Below are 18,079 nucleotides of genomic sequence, written 5' to 3'. Positions count from 1 at the left end.
CCGCGGCTGACGCCGCGGGCCGGTCATGGCGTCCCGGAGCCGATCACCCCGGATCGCCGCCCCTATTCGGCGGCGAGCGCGCGCGGCGCGTCGGGGTCGCGGGTCTTGATGAGGTAGCCGGTCACCGAGCGGGCGGGCGTCAGGTAACGCTCGGCCGCGGCCGAGAGGCGCTCCTTCGAGACGGCCTCGATGTCGGTCGGCCAGCGGCGCACCTCGTCGATGGTCTCGCCGATGGCGAGCGCCGAGCCGTAGATGCGGGCGAGCGAGGATTGGCTGTCGGAGGAATAGACGGTCTCGGCCACGAGCCGGGTCTTGGCTCGCTCGATCGCCTCGGCATCCAGGGCTTCGGCGGGGGCGCGGCGCAGGATCCGGTCGAGCTCCTCCTCGAGCCGCTCCAGGCTCACGCCCTCGGCCGGCACCGCGTAGACGGAGAAGCGGGTGTCGTCGATGGCCGAGCCCATGTACCAGGCGCCGGCATTCACCGCGATGCCGAGCTCCATCACGAGCTTGCGGTAGAGATAGGAGGTGGCGCCCCCGCCCAGCACCTCGGCCAGCAGTTCCAGGGCGTGGCACTCGCCGTCCCGCGCGGTGATGCAGGAGGGGGTGAGGTAGAGGCGCTGCAGGGTCGGCTGCTCGACCTTCGGGTCCGCGACGCTGAGGCGGCGCAGAGCCTTCGGCTCCGGCTCCCGGGCGCGCAGGCGCAGGGGGCGGGCGCCCTGCGGGGTCACGCGGCCATAGGTGCCCTCGGCCAGGCGCCGCACCGCGTCCGGGGTGACATCGCCGGCCACCACCAGGATGGCGTTCTCGGGCGTGTAGAAGCGCTTGTAATAGGCGAGGGCGTGCTCGCGGTTCAGCTCCTCGATCTCGTGCATCCAGCCGATGATCGGGATGCCGTAGGGATGATGCACGAAGAGCGAGGCCGCCATGGCCTCGGAGAGCTGGGCGGATGGATCGGTCTCGACCCGCATCCGGCGCTCCTCCAGCACCACGTCGCGCTCGGGCGCCACCACGGCGTCGTCGAGGACGAGACCGGTCATGCGGTCGGCCTCGAAGGCCATCATGGTCTCGAGATGGTCGCGGGCGACGCGCTGGAAATAGGCGGTGTAGTCGTAGGAGGTGAAGGCATTCTCCTGGCCGCCGAGCCCCGAGACGGCCTTCGAGAAGGCGCCGACCGGATGCGTCTCGGTGCCCTTGAACATGAGGTGCTCGAGGAAGTGCGCGATGCCCGAGCGGCCGAGCGGATCATCGGCCGAGCCGTTGCGGTACCAGATCATGTGAGTCACGACCGGGGCGCGGTGATCGGGGACGACCACGACGTCGAGGCCGTTGTCGAGGCTGAACGAGGAGACCTCGGGACCGCCGGCCTCGGAACGCCCGAAGGGCGCGGCCTCCAGCCGGCCGGCATGCGCCGTGTGGCCGGTCGGGAAGAGGGCGGGCGTGGCCTTCCTGAAAAGATGCATTCCGTTGTCCTTGGTGCGGCCCTTCGCGTCGAGGACCGTCCGTTTCTGGCCCATGCCCGGGAGCGAGGCTCCGAAGAGCGCTCAGGCCGGGCAAATCTCGTACCGGAGCCGCTCCGCGCGGGGCCGAAGCCCCGGCGTCACTCAGCGACCCTGACCGCGTAGATAGGCACCCGGATCCGCTTCTTCCCGTTCGCGGCTCGCATTGTTGATCGGATCGCTGTTCGTCGTCACGACCTTGCGGGGCGCCTTGCGGTATCCGGTCGGGGGCTGCGTGAGCGTGTCGCGGGTCGGCTCGACCACGGAGGGCTCGGCCTTCGTCTCGCCGACGCCGCGCATCAGCTCCAGCGGGTTGACCCAGAAGGAATCGCGGTTGTTGTCGCCGGGCTTGCGCTCGGGGGCGGTCGGGATCTGCGCGTCGGCGCGGCGGCCGGAGCGCATCTCGTCGATCGTGGCGGTGGCGTTGTTGTCGTTGTAGCGGCCCTGAATCTGGTTGCCGCGGGGCAGGCGGCGCTCGGCGTCGTCGCGCTCGCGCTGCACAACCTCGGGCTCCTTCGGCCATTGCGGCGAGGCGGCCCGGGCCCGCGGGGTCGGCAGGGCCTTGCCGTCGAGCTTGGGCGGCATCACCAGCGGCGGACGCTCGTGGTAATTGATCGCGGGCTGCTCCTTCTCGAGGAGGCCGAGATTGCTCAGCGTATCGCGCATCAATTCGCCGCGCTGCTGGGCCTGGACGGGGCCGGCCATCAGAGCACCGAGGCCGGCGGCGAGAAGGATCTGGCGATACCGGGTCATGGCGCCCCACAGGTTTCAGCCGGGCCCGGGCCTCGCCTTCGAGGTCCCCGGCGATCGCACGCGAGGCGACCTGATCCGACCCTCTCGGCCTGATCCCGGTTTCGGGCGATCGTATGGCGCCTTGACCGCGCTGCACCAGCCGTCCGAGGCGAGAGAGCGCCGATGTGGTTTACGGATCACAGGCGCGAGGCATTATCGGGTCGTGCGTTCTCGGTCGGAACCGTCTCGCCCGGAGGCTCGAGCGGCGCGGCGTCCCGCTCCGGCGTCAAGCTGTCTAGGATCAGCCCGATCACCCCCGCGACGATCGCGGCGTCGGCGATATTGAAGACGTACCAGGACCACCGGCCCGCATGCAGGTGGACGAAGTCGAATACCGCCCCGTAGGCCGCCCGGTCGATGGCATTGCCCAAGGCCCCGCCCGCGATCAGGCCGAGCGCCAGCCCGAGGAGGCGGGTGCCGGCGCGGCGCATCCAGAGACCGAGCCCGAGGGCGGCGGCGAGCGAGAGGGCCACCAGCAGCCAGCGCCCGAGCCCGCCCTCCTGCTGGAACAGCCCGTAGGACACGCCCCGGTTCCAGACGACGACGAACTCCGCGTAGGGACCGAAGCGCCAGGGCTGCGTCAGCACCAGGTCGGTGCCGAGATAAAGCCAGAGCTTGGAGGCCTGATCGAGCGCGAGGGTCGCCACGAGGGCAACGAGGCCGAGGCGGAACGGCGTCATCGGGAGCGCCTCGCTGGACGGGCTTGATCCATGATGCCGCGGCCGCGCCGCGCCTCAATTCCCCGCGCCCCGAGGTGCCGCGCGCGACCGGACGGATCGCGGGCAGACATCACGGGGCGCGGGGCGTTCAGAGGCGTGCGGGCGCGGGGCATCTCACTGCGCGGCGGCGGCCGTGCCCTGCGCCGCGTCCCACTCGCGCAAAGCCCGGGCATCGCGCGGGGTGACGTCGGGATACGCGGCATCCATCCCGACATCCGGGGTGACGCGCCAGGATCTGGCGCATTTGCGGCCGGGCGCCGGGGCCGGCACGACGGCGACGCCGCGCACGTCGTCGAGCCGGAAGGCGTCGGCCGGGCCCTCGCCCGCCTCGACCCGGATCGCCGAGGTGATGCAGATATCGGCGAAGTCGACGCCGTCGAGGGCCCCGAGCAGGTCCGCGTCCGAGACATGGACGGTGGGCGCCGCCTCGAGGCTCGCTCCGATGCGCTTGGCGGCCCGCTCGATCTCGAGGGCCCCGGTGACGACCCGGCGCACCCGGCGGATCTTGTGCCAGCGCTCCGCCAGGGGCTCGTCGCGCCACGTCGCCGGCGTGTCGGGCAGGGTCTGGAGATGGACCGAGCCGGTTTCGGACGGGTAGCGGTCGAGCCAGGCCTCCTCGGCCGTGAAGGCCAGGACCGGGGCCATCCAGATCGTGACGCGCCGGAAGGTCTCGTCGATGACCTGGAGCGCGGCGCGGCGCGCCTTCGAGGAGATCGGGTCGCAGTAGAGCGTGTCCTTGCGGACATCGAAGTAGAAGGCCGAGAGGTCGCCCGTCATGAAGCCGTTGAGGAGCGCCACCACCCGCTTCGTGTCGAAGCTGCGATAGGCCTCGCGGATCTCGCCGTCGAGCTCGGACAGGCGGTGCAGGATGAAGCGTTCCAGCTCCGGCATGTCGGAGACCGGCACGTCCTCGCCGGGCACCCGATGGGCCAGCGAGCCGAGCATCCAGCGCAAGGAGTTGCGCAGCTTCCGGTAGGTCTCCGCGAAGGTCTTGATGATCTCCGGGCCGATGCGCAGGTCGTCGGCATAGTCGGAGGCCGCCACCCAGAGGCGCAGGATGTCGGCGCCCGAATCCTTGATGACGTTCTGGGGCGCCACGACGTTGCCCTTCGACTTCGACATCTTCAGCCCCTTCGGGTCGAGGACGAAGCCGTGCGTGAGCACGATGTCGTAGGGCGCGCGGCCCCGGGTGCCGGCCGATTCGAGCAGCGAGGACTGGAACCAGCCGCGGTGCTGGTCGGAGCCCTCGAGATACATCACCGTGTCGGCACCGCCGTCGCGGCGGCGATGCACGCCGGCCAGCCCCGGGAAGGCCTCCGGGTCGTCGAGCACGAAGGCGTGGGTCGAGCCCGAATCGAACCAGACATCGAGGACGTCCGTGACCTTCTCGTAGGCGGCCGGATCGTAATCGGGCGCGAGGAAGCGGGCGCCGTCGGGGTCGGTGAACCATGCATCCGCGCCCTCATTCCGGAAGGCCTCGACGATGCGGGCATTCACCCGCTCGTCGCGCAGCACCTCGCTGGTGCCCGCCCGGACGAAGACCGTGATGGGCACGCCCCAGGCGCGCTGGCGCGAGACCACCCAGTCCGGCCGGTTGCCGACCATGCCGTTGATGCGGTTCTTGCCCTGCGGCGGCACCCAGCGGGTGTCCTCGATCGCCTGCATGGCGACCTCCCGCAGGGTCCGGTTGCCGAGCGCGTCCACGGGCCGGTCCATGGCGATGAACCATTGCGGCGTGTTGCGGAAGATCACCGGCTTCTTCGAGCGCCAGGAATGCGGGTAGCTGTGGCGCAGCACGCCGCGCGCTACGAGGTTGCGGGCCTCCGTCAGGGCGGCGATCACGGCCTTGTTGGCGTCGCCCTTCTCGCCCTTATGGTTAAGAACCAGTTTTCCCGTGAAACCGGGCGCCTCCGCGGTGAGCGCCCCATCGGCATCCACCGTGTAGGGGATGCGGGTGTCGATGCCGCGCTGGGCGAGCGCCCGGCCATTCGCCATCCAGATCTCGAAATCCTCGCGGCCGTGGCCCGGCGCGGTGTGGACGAAGCCGGTGCCGGCTTCCTCCGTCACGTGCTCGCCGTCGAGGAGCGGCACCGCGAAATCGTAGCCCGGCACGTGGCCGCCGAGGGGGTGCGACAGGGTCAGGCCAGCGAGCGAAGCCGGCGCGACGTCGCGAAGGCGCTCGAAAGCCTCGACGCGGGCGGCCCCGAACACGCCGGCCGCGAGGGCGTCGGCGAGGATAAAGGTGTCGCCGACCTTCGCCCAGTTGTCCTCGGCGGCTTGCGTGACCCGGTAGAGGCCGTAGGCGACCTTCTTCGAATAGGCCACGGCGCGGTTGCCCGGCATGGTCCAGGGCGTCGTGGTCCAGATCACCACGCGCGCGCCGACGAGGTCGTCCTCGGCGCCCTCGCGGATCGGGAAGGCCGCGAAGATGGTGTCGCTGACGTGGTCCTCGTACTCGACCTCGGCCTCGGCCAGCGCCGTCTTTTCGACGACCGACCACATCACGGGCTTCGAGCCGCGATAGAGCTGGCCCGTCATCGCGAAGGTCATGAGCTCGCGCGCGATCGCGGCCTCGGCCGGAAACGCCATGGTGGCGTAGGGGCGGTCCCAGTCGCCGGTGCCGCCGAGGCGCTTGAACTCCGCGCGCTGCACGTCGAGCCAATGGGCCGCGAAGGTCCGGCATTCCTGGCGGAACTCGATGACCGGCACCTCGTCCTTGTTCTTGCCCTTGGCGCGGTACTGCTCCTCGATCTTCCACTCGATCGGCAGGCCGTGGCAGTCCCAGCCCGGCACGTAATTGGCATCGAGGCCCAGCGCGCCCTGGCTGCGGACGATCACGTCCTTGAGGATCTTGTTGAGCGCCGTGCCGATATGGATGTTGCCGTTGGCGTAGGGCGGGCCATCGTGCAGCACGAATTTCGGTCGCCCGGCCGCCGCTTCGCGGATCTGGCCGTAGAGGTCGATGCGGGCCCAGCGCTCGAGGAGCTGCGGCTCGCGCACCGGCAGGCCGGCCCGCATCGGGAATTCGGTGCGCGGCAGGAACAGGGTCTGCGAATAGTCGCGGGCGGCGGGTGCTGCGGCGTCGGTGGTGTCGCTCATGGGGTCAGGCGTCTTGCGCTCGTCTGGGCACCGGATGCGCGGGTCTGGTCGCGGACAGGTGCGAAATCGAAGGGGAATCTCGGTCGGGCCGGTGCGATCGATCCGGCGGGGTTCGCGCTCCCGGCATCCGGAAGGCCCCGCGCAGGCGCGGACCTCACGCGGAGGCCGGGCTCGTAATTCGAAGGCGGCTCAGGCCGCGCGGGAGGCAGGCGGCGCGCATGGAACCGGCTTCTAGCAGCGGCCCGCGCCGGATACCAGCGGGCTCGCACGCACGTGCCGTTGCAAGATCATCTGCAAGGTCATCACGAAGACCGGCCGCGCCTGCGTCGGCTGCCACCTTTTTCAAGCTCGACCGTTGTTGCAGCAACCTCCCGTCGCGGGCCCTCGGGCGCGGACCGAGGAGGTGCCAAGAGATGAGCCAAGAGAAGAATTGAGGAAAACCGACATGAAACGCGTTCTGATCGCCGCCACTCTGGCCCTGTCCGCCCTCACGCTGTCTGGCGCCGCCGAGGCGCAGGGCCTGCCCGGCGGCATCCGCCGCGGCGCGGCCGAGGGCGACCGGGTCGCCGGCCCGGTGGGCGGCATCGTGGGCGGTGCGGTGGGCGGTGCCGTGGGCACCGTCAACGGCGCGCTCGGCATCGATCCGGGCCGGCGCGCCTACCGCACCAACATGCGCTCGCGCCACCACCGCCACCACCGCCGCCATTACCGGTGAGAGGCGGCCCGCGCGCCGGCTGGCGCGTCAGGCGATCCCGGCCGGTCCGCCTCAGGCGGCCGGCCGGTCCGGCGGGCGCAGGCGCTCCTGCGCCAGGAGGTAGAGGCCCGAGGCCACCACGATCGCCGACCCGAGGACGGTGAAGCGATTCGGCACGTCGCCGAAGATCAGGTAGCCGAGGAGCACCGACCAGAGCAGCTGCGTGTAGATGAAGGGCGCCAGCACGTTGGCGGGCGCGCGCGCATGGGCCAGCACCAGGAGCCAGTGCCCGATGGTGCCGAACAGCCCGACCCCGACGAGGAGCGCCCAGACGAGCCAGCTCGCCGGCTGGGTCCAGATCCAGGGCAGCAGCGGGCTCATCAGGGCGCGGCCGGAGAGTCCCGAATAGAACATCGTCGTGGCGGTCGAATCGGTGGCCGCGAGCTTGCGCGTCGTGATGATGTAGAGGGCGTAGCAGAGCATGTTGCCGAGGCTGAACAGCACGGCCGGATGCATGGTGCCGACGCCCGGCCGCACGATCACGAGGACGCCGAGGAACCCGAGCCCGATCGCCGCCATGCGGCGGGGCGAGGACCACTCGCCGAGCAGGGGCCCGGCCAGCAGCGCCACGGCCAGGGGCGCGGCGAACTGGATCGACAGGGTCTCGGCGAGCTGAAGGTGGCGCAGGGCCACGAAGTTCAGGGCCGACGAGCCGAACAGCAGGAGCGAGCGCACCACCTGCAGGCCGAGACGGCGGGTCCGGGCCACGTGGGGCGTGGTGATCGGGTTCACGAAGAGGGAGATCAACCCGACGCTCACCGCGTAGCGCATGAAGGTGGTGAGCAGCGGGTCGACGCCGAGGCGCGCGAGGCTCTTGGCCGAGGCATCGAGGCTGGCGAAGAACAGGACCGTGCTGCACATCAGCCCGATGCCGACGAGGCGCCGCCGGTCCGGCAGACCCGGCGCCCCTTCGGTGACCGCCGCGATCGGCACCCTCCCCTCCCGGTTCGCAACCACGCTCCGTCCCCGCGCCTCAGAGCCGATTCCCGGCCGCCCGTCATAGGCCTTGGCGCCCGGATTTGGGCAGTGGCAGGGCCGCGGGAGCAGGATTGCGCGACAGGTGGGTGCCCGGTGTTCCAGCCCGGGCGCGCCCGAGGCGGCGGCGCGCTCCGATGCGCTCAGAGCGAGCGCAGGACCGCCTCGTCCGGCGCGATGAGGGCGGGTTCCGCCTCGTCGTCCTCGCCGTCGATCTCGGCCTCCGGCTCGTGGCCGGTGACGCCAGCGGCGTCCGCGAGGTTGCGGGCGGCCTTGCGCAGGAGCTTGCGCAGGCGGCGACGCTCCTTGTTGTCGAAGCCGTCGAGGATCTCGGCCTCGACCTCGTCCCACAGGCGCTCGATGGCCTCGGCCTTGGCGAGCCCCGTCTCGGTGAGGCGCACCCGCACGATGCGGCCGTCGCCGGATTCGGCGCGGCGCTCGACGAAGCCGAGGGCGGCGAGGCGCGAGATGGTCTTCGAGGCGGTGGGCGGGCGCACCCGCAGCGTTGCGGCGAGGTCCCCCATCGTCATGGTGCCGGCGGCGGCGAGCGCCTGGACCACCTGCTCCTGGCCGGCGAAGAGATCGAGGGCGGCGAGGCGGTCGCCGATGCGGGAGCGGTGAAGGCGGGCAGCCTGGACCAGCGCCCAGCCGACGCTCTTGGCGCCCGGCGGGCGCATCCGCCGCGCGGCGTCCTTGGCCGACTTGGCGGCTTCCTTGGCCGCTTCCTTGGCCGCTTCCCGGGCGGCGTCCCTGGCCTCCCCGTCGGGATGGCTCTTGCCCGGCTTGCTCTTGCTCTGCTGTGTCTTGCTCTGCGGTATCTTGCCCGGCTGTGTCTTGCCCGGCTGAATCGGGCCGGGCTGGCTCTTGCCGTTCGCGTGCATCAGGACATCGCCGCTCGGTGCAGCCGGAGGGTCCTCAACCGCTGCCATCGCACTCACCCTCTCACGCCGCGTCCAGAACGGAAACCCCGGCGCCCAAGGGAGCGCCGGGCCTCGACCCGGATGGCATGTGACGCGATCGTGTGAAGCTGCGATGACAGCGGCGCCGGTTATGCGCCGGCCCCGGCTCAGCAGGGCAGCAGGCGCTTGAGCTGATCGAGGATGTCCTCGCCGCTGCAGGGGCGGGCGATGAAGCGGGCGCCGGGGGGCATCCGCTCGGGGTCGGGGGCGGCGCGGCCCGAGACGATCACGATGGGGAGCTGCGGGCGCGCCTCCGCGACGGAATTCGCGAGGTCGAAGCCGTTGGTGCGGCCCGAGAGCTCCACGTCGGTCACGAGGCCGCAGATGTCGGGCCGGGCCTGCAGGATGCTGAGGGCGCGCTCGGCCGAGGCGCATTGCACCGTGTCGTAGCCGCCGCCCTCCAGGACGTCACCGAGATCCATGATGGTCAGGGCCTCATCCTCGACGAGGAGAATCACGGGCCGGTCGTCTGAGGGGCTCGGCATCTCGTTCGTCACGATGTGGGTCCTCCAGCGTGCCGGTTCACGGGAGGGATCGGCCCCGGCGCGAACCGCGTCGAATTCCCAACTGTGCAAACGCCGTCCGGGTTGCACCCCTGGCGCGCGGAACGCGCCCGCGGGCCCTCGCCGCGTCAGGCCCCCCATGCCTCCGCGCGCACGCTCGCGACGAGGTGGTCGAGGTCGGCCTCCCCGATGCTGAGGGCCGGCGTCAGGTAGAGGATGTCGCCGAAGGGGCGCACCCAGGTGCCGCGCCGGACCAGCCGGTCCTTCAGGGCGGCGAGGTCGGGTGATCGCCCGAACTGCACCACCCCGATGGCCCCGAGGACGCGCACGTCCCGGATGTTGGGCCGACCACGCAACGGGGCGAGCCCCTCGGCGAGGCGATCCCCGATGGCGCGCGCCTGGCCAAGCCGGGGCTCCCGCTCGAACAGGTCGAGGCTCGCTTGGGCGGCCGCGCAGGCGAGCGGATTGGCCATGAAGGTCGGCCCATGCATCAGGGCGGCGGCGGGATCGTCCGACCAGAATCCCGCGAAGACCTCCCGCGTCGCGATCGTGGCGGCGAGCGCCAGCGTGCCGCCGGTCAGGGCCTTCGACAGGCAGAGGATGTCGGGCACGACCTGCGCCTGCTCGCAGGCGAACATCGTGCCGGTGCGCCCGAAGCCGGTGAAGATCTCGTCGAGGATCAGGGGCAGGCCGTGGCGGCGGGCGAGGCGGGCGATCGTGGCCAGCACCTCGGGCTCGTGCATCCGCATGCCGCCCGCCCCCTGCACCAGGGGCTCGACGATGACGGCGGCGAGCTCGTGGGCGTGGCCGGCGAGCGTCGCCTCGAGCGCGGCCTCCTGCGCCCGGCTCCGCGGCAGGTCGCAGAAGAGCTGGGCCGGCAGGTAGGCGCCGAAGCGCCGGTGCATGCCCTCCTGGGGGTCGCAGACCGACATCGCCCCGAGGGTGTCGCCGTGATAGCCCTCCCGGAAAGCCAGGATCCGGCTGCGCCCGGCGACGCCCCGGTTGAGCCAGAGCTGCACCGCCATCTTGAGGGCGACCTCGACCGCGACCGAACCGGAATCCGTGAAGAAGACGTGGTCGAGATCGCCTGGCGCCAGGGCGGCGAGGCGCCGGGCGAGCCTCTCGGCCGGCGCATGGGTGAGGCCGCCGAACATCACGTGCGGCATGGCGTCGAGCTGGGCCGCGACGGCCGCGCGAATGTGGGGGTGGTTGTAGCCGTGCACCGCCGTCCACCACGAGGCGATGCCGTCCACGAGTTCGCGCCCATCCGCCAGCACGATGCGCGAGCCGTGGGTGCGCACGGCCTCGAGGGGCGGAGCCGCCCCCTTCATCTGCGTGTAGGGCCGCCAGAGATGGCTGTCATGCGCGGGCATCGGCGCGGGATGCGCGCGCGCGGGCGGGAGGTCAAGCCGACGCGCCTCCTCATCCGATCTTAAGCGGACGGCGCGATCCTCCCGCTTGGCCCCGGCAGGCGGCGAAGCGGAGGCGAGGCGTGGAGCGCAGCGGCATCGAGGCGGGTCGGGCGGAGACGCGCAGCCCCGCGCGCGCGGGCACGCTTCCCCTCATCCTGTTTGCAGGCCTCTTCGTCCTGGCGCTCCTGCCGGTGCTCGCTGTGCCGATCCCCGCGATGGCCGACTACCCCAACCATCTCGCCCGGATGTATCTCCTGGTCCGCGACGGGACGCCGGCCGAGAGCCCGATCTATCGGGTCGTCTGGACGCTGGCGCCGAATCTCGCCCTCGATCTCGTGGTGCCCCGCCTCGCCCGCGTCATGAGCGTCGAGGCCGCGACCCGGCTGTTCCTCCTCGCCAGCCAGGTCCTGACGGTGACGGGGGCGGTGGCGATCGAGCTCGCGGTGAAGCGCCGCTTCGCGCTGAGCGGCTTCATCGCCCTGATGGTCCTCTACAGCGTGCCCTTCGCCTGGGGCTTCCTGAATTTCCAGTTCGGCCTCGGGGTCGGGCTCTGGGGCATCGCGGCCTGGCTGGCGCTGCCGGAGCGGGCGCGCCTGCGGCGCTTCGCCCTCCACGCCCTCGTGGTGGGGGTGCTGTTCGCCGCGCACCTCTTCGCCCTCGGGATCTACGGCTTCACCCTCGGCCTGCACGAGCTGTGGCGGGCCTGGAGCCGGCGGGCGCCGCGCGGCGAGAGCGCGCTCCGCTTCGGGACGCTGGCGCTTCCCGCCCTCGCGCTCCTCGGCCTGATGCTGGCCGCGGGGGGCACGGTCGGCGAGGCGGGCAACCGCTGGCATCTCGCCCTCAAGCCGTTCTGGCTGTTCGCCTCGCTCAACGGCTACAGCCTGCCGCTCTCGGCCGCCTGCAGCGCCGCCCTGGCCATCCTGATCTACGCCCTCGCCCGGGCGGGCGCCCTGCGCCTCGCGGAATCCGGCGCCTGGATCCTCGTCGGGCTCGGCCTTCTCTACCTGGCGGTGCCCTCGACCCTGCTCGACACCGCCTTCGTCGACCTGCGCATCCTGGTGGCGGCGGCCCTGATCCTGCCGGCCTTCCTCACCGTGGTCCCGCCGAGCCGGAGGCTCGCCCGCGGCGCGGCGCTCCTCGTCCTGGCGGTCATCCTCGCCAATCTCGGCCTCGCGCTCACGGTCGCGCTCTCCTACCGCGCCACCTACGCGGCGCTGATCGCCGGGTTCGGGCGGCTGGAGAAGGGCGCGCGCGTGCTGATCGCCGAGAGCGGCGAGGGCGGCAATCCGCCGATGGCCGACCTGGCCGCCTATCCGATGTACAACGCGCCGACCCTCGCGGTGCATTACGCCGACGCCTTCGTGCCGACGCTCTTCACCTCGGCGGGCAAGCAGCCCCTCGCCCCGCGCGAGCCCTATCTCCGGCTCGCCGTGCCCTACGGCGCCCCGATCCCGGTGACACGGCTGCGGGACCTCGCCGAGGGGGCGAGCCCGCCGGACGTCCCGGCCTATGCCCGGTTTTGGCAGAGGGATTTCACGGATCTCTACGTCCTCGGCCCGGCCGCGCCGAACCCGATGCCGGACCGCCTGGAGTTCCGCGAGGCGGATCCGCGCTTCACGGTCTACCGGATCCGCAGGGCGGAGGGCCTCGGCCGCTGAGGCCGCCCGCGCTTGACATCGGACCGGGCCTCGGGGCCTTGAGGCTCGATGTCCAGCCTCGACACCTTCGCGCGGCAGAAGCTCGCGGATCTCGACGCCGCCGCCCTGCGCCGCACCCTGCGGCCCACCTTGCGGGGCGCGAACGGGCGCGCCTGGCGCGACGGGCAGGACCTGATCTCGTTCTCCTGCAACGATTACCTCGGCCTGTCCAACGACCCGCGGGTGATCGCGGCGGCGCAGGAGGCGCTGGCGACCTACGGGGCGGGCGCCGGCGGCTCGCGCCTCGTCACCGGCAACCACCCGCTGCTCCCGGCGCTGGAGGCGCGCCTCGCCCGCCACAAGGGCATGCCGGCCGCCCTCGTCTTCGGCAGCGGCTACCTCGCCAATCTCGGCATCACCCCGGCGCTGGTCGGCCCGCGCGACCTGATCCTGGCCGACGCCCTCTCGCATTCCTGCCTCTGGGCGGGGGCCCGGGTCTCGGGCGCCGAGGTCGTGCGGGTGCGCCACAACGATCTCGACGACCTGCGCGCCCTCCTCGACCGGCACCGGGGGCGGCACAGGCGCGCCCTGATCCTGACCGAGCGGGTCTTCAGCATGGACGGCGACCGGGCGCCGCTGCCCGCGCTGCTGGAGATCGCCGAGGCCTTCGACGCCTGGACCCTCGTGGACGACGCCCACGGCCTCGGCGTGGTCGAGGCGGGATGCCGGGCGCCCCTGGAGATGGGCACCCTGTCCAAGAGCCTCGGCTCCTACGGGGGCTATCTCTGCGCGGCGCAATCGGTGGTCGACCTGCTGACGAGCCGGGCCCGCAGCCTCGTCTACACCACCGGCCTGCCCCCGGCCTCCGCGGCGGCGGCCCTCAAGGCCCTCGAGATCCTGGAAGCGGAGCCCGCGCGGGCGGCCCGGCCGCTGGCGCTCGCCCGCCGCTTCACCGCCCGCCTCGGCCTGCCGGAGGCCGAGAGCGCGGTGGTGCCGGTGCTGGTCGGCGCCGCGGAGGCGGCGCTGGCCCTGTCGGCGGCGCTCGAGGCGCGCGGCTTCCTCGTGGTGGCGATCCGTCCGCCGACGGTCCCGGCCGGCACCGCGCGCCTGCGGGTCGCGGTCTCGGCCGCCCACACGGAGGCGCAGGTCGACGCGCTGGCCGATGCCGTGGCGGAGCTGCACCCGCGCCGCTGAGGGCGGCTCACGGCCCCTCCCCTGCGGGCGCGACTCGCAGCACGGTGCCGTCGAGGCCCGTCACCCGCACCCGGGTGCCGGCGGGCAGGTCCGGGCCCGCGACGCGCCAGAGAGTGTCGTCGAGGCGCAGATGCCCCTCCCCCCGCACGATCGGCTCGGCGAGCACGCAGACGCGCCCGATCAGGCCGCGATCGGCCCGGTTGAGGACCGACAGGGGCCGGCGCATCAGCCGGCTCGCGAGGGCGACGCTGACGACCGCGAGGCCGGCGAAGATCAGCACCTGCGCCTGCCAGGGCAGCGGCAGGCCGGCGCTAGGAAACCCGTCAGGAGAGCGGCGAGCCCGAACCAGACCAGGAACATGCCGGGCGCGGCGAGCTCGGCGCCCATCAGCACGAGCCCGGCGAGAATCCAGATCCAGGCCGACCCGATCTCGGCCGCGAGCCCCGACAGCATCGCCTCAGGCCTTCGGGACCGGGGCCGCGCCGCCCCAGGGCGTGCCGCCCGTGCCCGCCCCTGCGCCGGACGCGATCCCGCCCGAGCCCGGCCCGGCGCTCGGCGGCAGGCCCGATCGGGTGCGCGGCGGTCCGCCCTCCCCGAACACGCTGCGGGTGATCTCCGCGATGCCGCCGAGCGTCCCGGCCAAAGCCGCCGCCTCGATCGGCACCACGACGACGCGCTGGTTCGGCGCGGTCGCGATGGCCCGCACCGCCTCGATATACTTCTCGGCCACCAGGAAGTTCGCGGCCGCGAGATCGCCCTTGCCAATCGCCTCGCTCACCAGGGCGGTCGCCCGCGCCTCGGCCTCGGCGCCGCGCTCGCGCGCCTCCGCATCGCGAAACGCCGCCTCCCGGCGCCCCTCCGCTTCGAGGATCGCCGATTGCTTGCGCCCCTCCGCCCGCAGGATCTCGGCCTGGCGCGCGCCCTCCGCCTCCAGCACCGAGGCGCGCTTCTCGCGCTCGGCCTTCATCTGGCGCGCCATGGCGCCGGCGAGGTCGGCGGGCGGCACGATGTCCTTGATCTCGATGCGGGTCATCTTGACGCCCCAGGGCGAGGCGGCGGCATCCATCACCCGGAGCAGGCGCTCGTTGATCTCATCCCGGTGCGAGAGCAGCTGGTCGAGGTCCATCGAGCCGACCACGGTGCGGATATTCGTCATGGTCAGGGTCATCATGGCGACTTCGAGGTTCGAGACCTCGTAGGAGGCGCGGGCCGGGTCGAGCACCTGATAGAACACCACCGCGTCGATGGTGACGCCGGCATTGTCCCGCGTGAAGGCCTGCTGGCTCGGCACGTCGATGACCTGCTCCATCACGTTCACCCGCCGGCCGATGCGCTCGACATACGGCACGATCAGCCCGAGCCCGGATTCGAGGCTGCGCGCGTAGCGGCCGAAGCGCTCGACCGTATAGACGTGGCCTTGCGGCACGATGTTGATGCCGATCGCCAGCGTGACGACGACGAGCACGGCGAGCGCCACCGCGAAGGCGCTCAGGCCGATCGAGAGATCCATCTTTCGCCCCCAGAGGCGCGCAGCCGCGCCCCCGCCATTGAGGCGAAGCCTCGCGTCATGCGCAAGGGGGAGGCGCGGCTTGGCAAAAAGGCCGGCCGCGCGGCGCGGCTTGGCAAGTAGGCCGGCCGCGCGGCGCGGCTTGGCGCAAGGAAGCCGTCAGCGCTTCCAGACGCCGAGGCGCTCGGTGCGGGCGTGGTCCTCGGCGGCCACGAGATCCGGGGTGGCCTCGGGCGAGGCCCGGCCGCCGCCGTTGAACAGCACGACCTCGGAGAGGTCGCGGCCATCCACCTGGCAGAGCACGTTCTGGCTGCCGGTGACCGACTGGCAGATCACGACCCGGCCGGCGAGGTACTTGGTCAGCTCCTCGGCCTGGCCCCCCCGCACCCACTCGACGCCGAACAGGTGCACGAGCCGGCCCCCGACCCGCAGGGTCGCGGTGTCGATCACCTCGACCGCGCCGGTGATCTCGTTCGGGTTGGCGGCGGGCGCCGGGTTCGGCGCGGCGCTCTCGGGCGAGGGCTTGCCCTCGGACGAGGACTTGGCCTCGAGCGGGGACTTGGCCTCGGGCGGGGACTTGGCCTCGGGCGACGGCTTTGCGTCGGGCGAGGGCTTTACCTCGGGCGAGGCTTTGGCGTCGCGCTCCGTGGCCGGCGCCTCGGTGGAGGCAACCGGATTCTGCGGGGCCGACCCGACCCCGGTGGGCGCGCGACCGGCCGTCACCAGGGCGGCCGCCCCGATGGCCAGGATGGCGGCCGCGATGCCGCCGGCGAGCCAGCGCCGACGCAGGCCCTCGCCGCTGTCCTGGCCCGTCCGCTCGCGCAGCCGCTCGGCGAGACCCGACAGGCCGCCGGCCCAGAGCCGGCCGGTGCCGCGCAGCGCGTCGGCCATCCCGGGCCGGGGCGAAGCATCCGTGGCGGGGTCGGGGCGCGTTGCAGCCCGGGCGCTCCGGAGCCGCTCCCGCAGGCCCGCCACGGTTCCGGCCGCCGAGGCGGCGAAGGCCCGGCCGCGGGCGGCGGAATCCGCCGCGAGGGACTTTGCCAGGACGGATTGGGTCTCGACGAACCGGGCCGTCGCAGCGCGGACCTCGGCACCCGTGCCCGTCTCCGGGGGCGTGCCGTCGGGGGCCGTCACGGCGGACCCGGGCTGCGAGGCCGGGTCGGATGTTGGGCCGGATGTTTGGCCGGCTCGGCGCCCGGTCCCCTTCCCGAACCCGAAACCCTTGCGCGCGTCCCTGCGCGCCTCCTCGGCGGCCGGCGCGGGCTCCGGGGCGGGCGGAGGCTCCGGCGGCAGGAACAGGGCCGGGTGGCGGCCCTCGATCTCGTCGACGAGGTCGGCCAGCGTCATCGGCACCGGCGCCCCGGAATCCGGCTGGCGCAGGCGCGGCGCTCCGGTCCGGTCGATGACGCGGTAGCCGGGCTCGACGGCCAGGGGCTCGGTCGCGGCCTCGGCGAGGAGTTGCAGCGTGCGCAACGCCACGGCCCGCGGGCGGCGACGGGCGATCTCGGCCCGGATCCGCTCCCGCAGCCGCTCGCGCTCGTCGGCGGTGGGCGCGCTCGAAGCGATCTCGGGCACCCGGCGCTCGTCCAAGGGGTCTGCGTCTCCCGACAATGTCATGGGACCGATCTAGGGATCATCCCGCGCCAAGTCACATGGTTTCGGCACGTCACATCGTCTCGCCAAGTTGAGTCGCCTCGCCAAATCCCACGGTCTCGCCAAATCCCACGGTCTCGCCAAGTCCCTCGGCCTCGCAAAGTCCCACGGTCTCGCCAGGTTGAGTCGCCTCGGCAAGTCACGAAGATCGTCGTCGCGCGGGTCGGCATGGGCAATGCGTCGCTCCGTCCGCTCAGGCGCCGCGCCCGGGCGCCGCCGCCGCGCTCACGGCGCCGTCCCGGCGCAGGACCCGGCTCCTCTCGGACACGATCACGGGGCGGCCTCCGGCGAAGCTCAATTCCAGCTGCAGCTCGGCGATGCCCTGCGAGCGGGCACCGGTGGCCGGGTTGCGGGCCCGGAAATCGTAGAGGGTGTAGACGACGCAGCTTGCCATCGCGCCGTTGCAGGCGGTGCGGATGCTGCCCCCTTGCGCCTCGTAGCGGCGGTCCGGCCAGCGCCGAGCGAAGTTGCGCTTCTCCGCCATGATGGCGCGCAGGGACAGGGTGCGGCCGTGGAAGCGCACGGATTCGGCGTAGAGGCGGGGCACGGAGCCGACCATGACGTCGCCCGGCGCCGAGACGCTCTCCAGGTAATCCTCGACGAAGCGCTGGGAGGCGCGGGCCCAATCGGCGACGCGGCCGTCGGAGGCCGTCGGCGGGGCAGGAGGCGGGGCGGCCTGGGGCACGGGAGCCGGCGCGGCCGCGGGGACGTCGGCGAGGCGGCGCGGGCTCCGGCGGGCGCCGCGCTCGTGCCGGCTCTCCGCCTGGCGGCCCGTTCGCGACGGGCGGGCGCGCTCGGCGCGTCGCCGCGGCGGCGCCTCCGCGGCCTCCTCGGGCGCCTCCGGGGTGGCGGCCTGGGGCTTCGGCGCGGGCTCGCGCTGCTGAGGCGGCGGGGCGGCCTGGCCCTGCGCCGATCCGCGGGCCGGCGGATCGACCCAGCCGGGCTGCGCCTGGGCGCTTGCCGGGCCGATACTCAGGATCGTGCCGAGGAGAGCGGCGGCGGACACGGAGACGAGAAGGCGCATGGAATCCACCGGTTCGCGGCCGGGACGGGGCGGTTCGGGCCGGCCGGATTGCCGCGGCCGACCGGGTGAAACGCCCTCGCCCGGGCGGGGGGTTCCATCCGGGCTTGCCGCCCCTTGTGCATGGCATGCCACGCGTTCCGAACCGGGGGCAAGGGCGCGCCGGAACCGTGCCCGCTATCCAAGGGATTCAGAGGCCCGCGAGCGTGCCCTTACCGCGATCCCCCCACGAGTCCGGGGCGCGCGAACGGGGATTTGAAGGCGGGCCGGGGTTGAGATCGCCGGGCGAACCCCCAAGTTCGGCTCACCCCGGGTCCGGGCCCCTCTGGCGATCGAGGCGTCGATCGTGATGTCGGAC

General features: G+C 72.8%; 16 protein-coding genes. 3 read left to right on the top strand and 13 right to left on the bottom strand.

The genetic code is table 11. From position 1 onward, the window contains the following. Window positions 1-62: 62 nt before the first annotated feature. From F6X53_RS12065 to ileS, 4 genes are all read right to left on the bottom strand, one after another. Window positions 63-1,460 carry a M16 family metallopeptidase gene (locus F6X53_RS12065; RefSeq protein ID WP_151000345.1) on the bottom strand — a complete coding sequence of 466 codons (1,398 nt, stop codon included), beginning with the start codon at window positions 1,458-1,460 and terminating at the stop codon, window positions 63-65. A gap of 141 nt (window positions 1,461-1,601) precedes the next feature. Beyond that, a complete protein-coding gene (locus F6X53_RS12060) occupies window positions 1,602-2,249 on the bottom strand; it encodes a hypothetical protein (RefSeq protein ID WP_151000267.1) in 648 nt (215 codons plus the stop codon). 176 nt (window positions 2,250-2,425) lie between these two features. Further along, the gene (gene lspA / locus F6X53_RS12055) at window positions 2,426-2,968 is read right to left on the bottom strand and encodes a signal peptidase II (RefSeq protein ID WP_151000266.1); all 543 of its coding nucleotides are present in this window, start codon (window positions 2,966-2,968) and stop codon (window positions 2,426-2,428) included. 153 nt (window positions 2,969-3,121) lie between these two features. Further along, entirely contained in the window at window positions 3,122-6,106 is a 2,985-nt protein-coding gene (gene ileS / locus F6X53_RS12050; protein ID WP_151000265.1) for an isoleucine--tRNA ligase, read from the bottom strand. A gap of 445 nt (window positions 6,107-6,551) precedes the next feature. Here ileS and F6X53_RS12045 point away from each other — a divergent pair, with 445 nt between their 5' ends. After that, window positions 6,552-6,821: a hypothetical protein gene (locus F6X53_RS12045; protein WP_151000264.1), complete on the top strand. Its 270-nt coding sequence runs from the start codon at window positions 6,552-6,554 to the stop codon at window positions 6,819-6,821. Between the two features lie 51 nt (window positions 6,822-6,872). On the opposite strand, the gene F6X53_RS12040 is transcribed toward F6X53_RS12045, so the two are convergent. From F6X53_RS12040 to F6X53_RS12025, 4 genes are all read right to left on the bottom strand, one after another. Beyond that, window positions 6,873-7,793, bottom strand: coding sequence for a DMT family transporter (locus F6X53_RS12040; protein WP_238297257.1), 921 nt, complete (start codon window positions 7,791-7,793; stop codon window positions 6,873-6,875). A 185-nt stretch (window positions 7,794-7,978) separates the two neighbouring features. Further along, the gene (locus F6X53_RS12035; protein WP_238297266.1) at window positions 7,979-8,653 is read right to left on the bottom strand and encodes a MarR family winged helix-turn-helix transcriptional regulator; all 675 of its coding nucleotides are present in this window, start codon (window positions 8,651-8,653) and stop codon (window positions 7,979-7,981) included. A gap of 248 nt (window positions 8,654-8,901) precedes the next feature. Then, complete coding sequence (locus F6X53_RS12030; protein WP_151000342.1) at window positions 8,902-9,279, bottom strand: response regulator; 378 nt, start codon at window positions 9,277-9,279, stop codon at window positions 8,902-8,904. A 146-nt stretch (window positions 9,280-9,425) separates the two neighbouring features. After that, window positions 9,426-10,670, bottom strand: coding sequence for an adenosylmethionine--8-amino-7-oxononanoate transaminase (locus tag F6X53_RS12025; RefSeq protein WP_151000263.1), 1,245 nt, complete (start codon window positions 10,668-10,670; stop codon window positions 9,426-9,428). A gap of 119 nt (window positions 10,671-10,789) precedes the next feature. On the opposite strand from F6X53_RS12025, the gene F6X53_RS12020 reads away from it, so the two are divergent. Further along, the gene (locus F6X53_RS12020; protein ID WP_238297255.1) at window positions 10,790-12,367 is read left to right on the top strand and encodes a hypothetical protein; all 1,578 of its coding nucleotides are present in this window, start codon (window positions 10,790-10,792) and stop codon (window positions 12,365-12,367) included. Window positions 12,368-12,415: 48 nt separating this feature from the next. After that, the gene (locus F6X53_RS12015; RefSeq protein ID WP_151000262.1) at window positions 12,416-13,540 is read left to right on the top strand and encodes an aminotransferase class I/II-fold pyridoxal phosphate-dependent enzyme; all 1,125 of its coding nucleotides are present in this window, start codon (window positions 12,416-12,418) and stop codon (window positions 13,538-13,540) included. A gap of 7 nt (window positions 13,541-13,547) precedes the next feature. On the opposite strand, the gene F6X53_RS33850 is transcribed toward F6X53_RS12015, so the two are convergent. The 5 genes from F6X53_RS33850 to F6X53_RS11995 form a co-directional block, all read right to left on the bottom strand. After that, window positions 13,548-13,820, bottom strand: coding sequence for an NfeD family protein (locus F6X53_RS33850; protein ID WP_342353994.1), 273 nt, complete (start codon window positions 13,818-13,820; stop codon window positions 13,548-13,550). Further along, a complete protein-coding gene (locus F6X53_RS33845) occupies window positions 13,814-13,993 on the bottom strand; it encodes an NfeD family protein (RefSeq protein WP_238298956.1) in 180 nt (59 codons plus the stop codon). Before F6X53_RS33845 ends, F6X53_RS33850 begins: the two co-directional genes overlap by 7 nt. A gap of 4 nt (window positions 13,994-13,997) precedes the next feature. Next, window positions 13,998-15,050 (bottom strand): SPFH domain-containing protein, encoded by a 1,053-nt coding sequence (locus F6X53_RS12005; protein WP_151000261.1) that lies wholly within the window; start codon window positions 15,048-15,050, stop codon window positions 13,998-14,000. Window positions 15,051-15,206: 156 nt separating this feature from the next. Further along, window positions 15,207-16,622: a nuclease gene (locus tag F6X53_RS12000; RefSeq protein WP_151000260.1), complete on the bottom strand. Its 1,416-nt coding sequence runs from the start codon at window positions 16,620-16,622 to the stop codon at window positions 15,207-15,209. A gap of 271 nt (window positions 16,623-16,893) precedes the next feature. Next, window positions 16,894-17,724 (bottom strand): hypothetical protein, encoded by an 831-nt coding sequence (locus tag F6X53_RS11995; protein ID WP_151000259.1) that lies wholly within the window; start codon window positions 17,722-17,724, stop codon window positions 16,894-16,896. Between the last annotated feature and the right edge of the window lie 355 nt (window positions 17,725-18,079).

Source organism: Methylobacterium soli, assembly GCF_008806385.1.
Taxonomy (GTDB): Bacteria; Pseudomonadota; Alphaproteobacteria; order Rhizobiales; family Beijerinckiaceae; genus Methylobacterium; species Methylobacterium soli.
The sequence above is the reverse complement of the archived record's forward strand: the minus strand, read 5'-3'. Positions and strand labels throughout refer to the sequence as shown.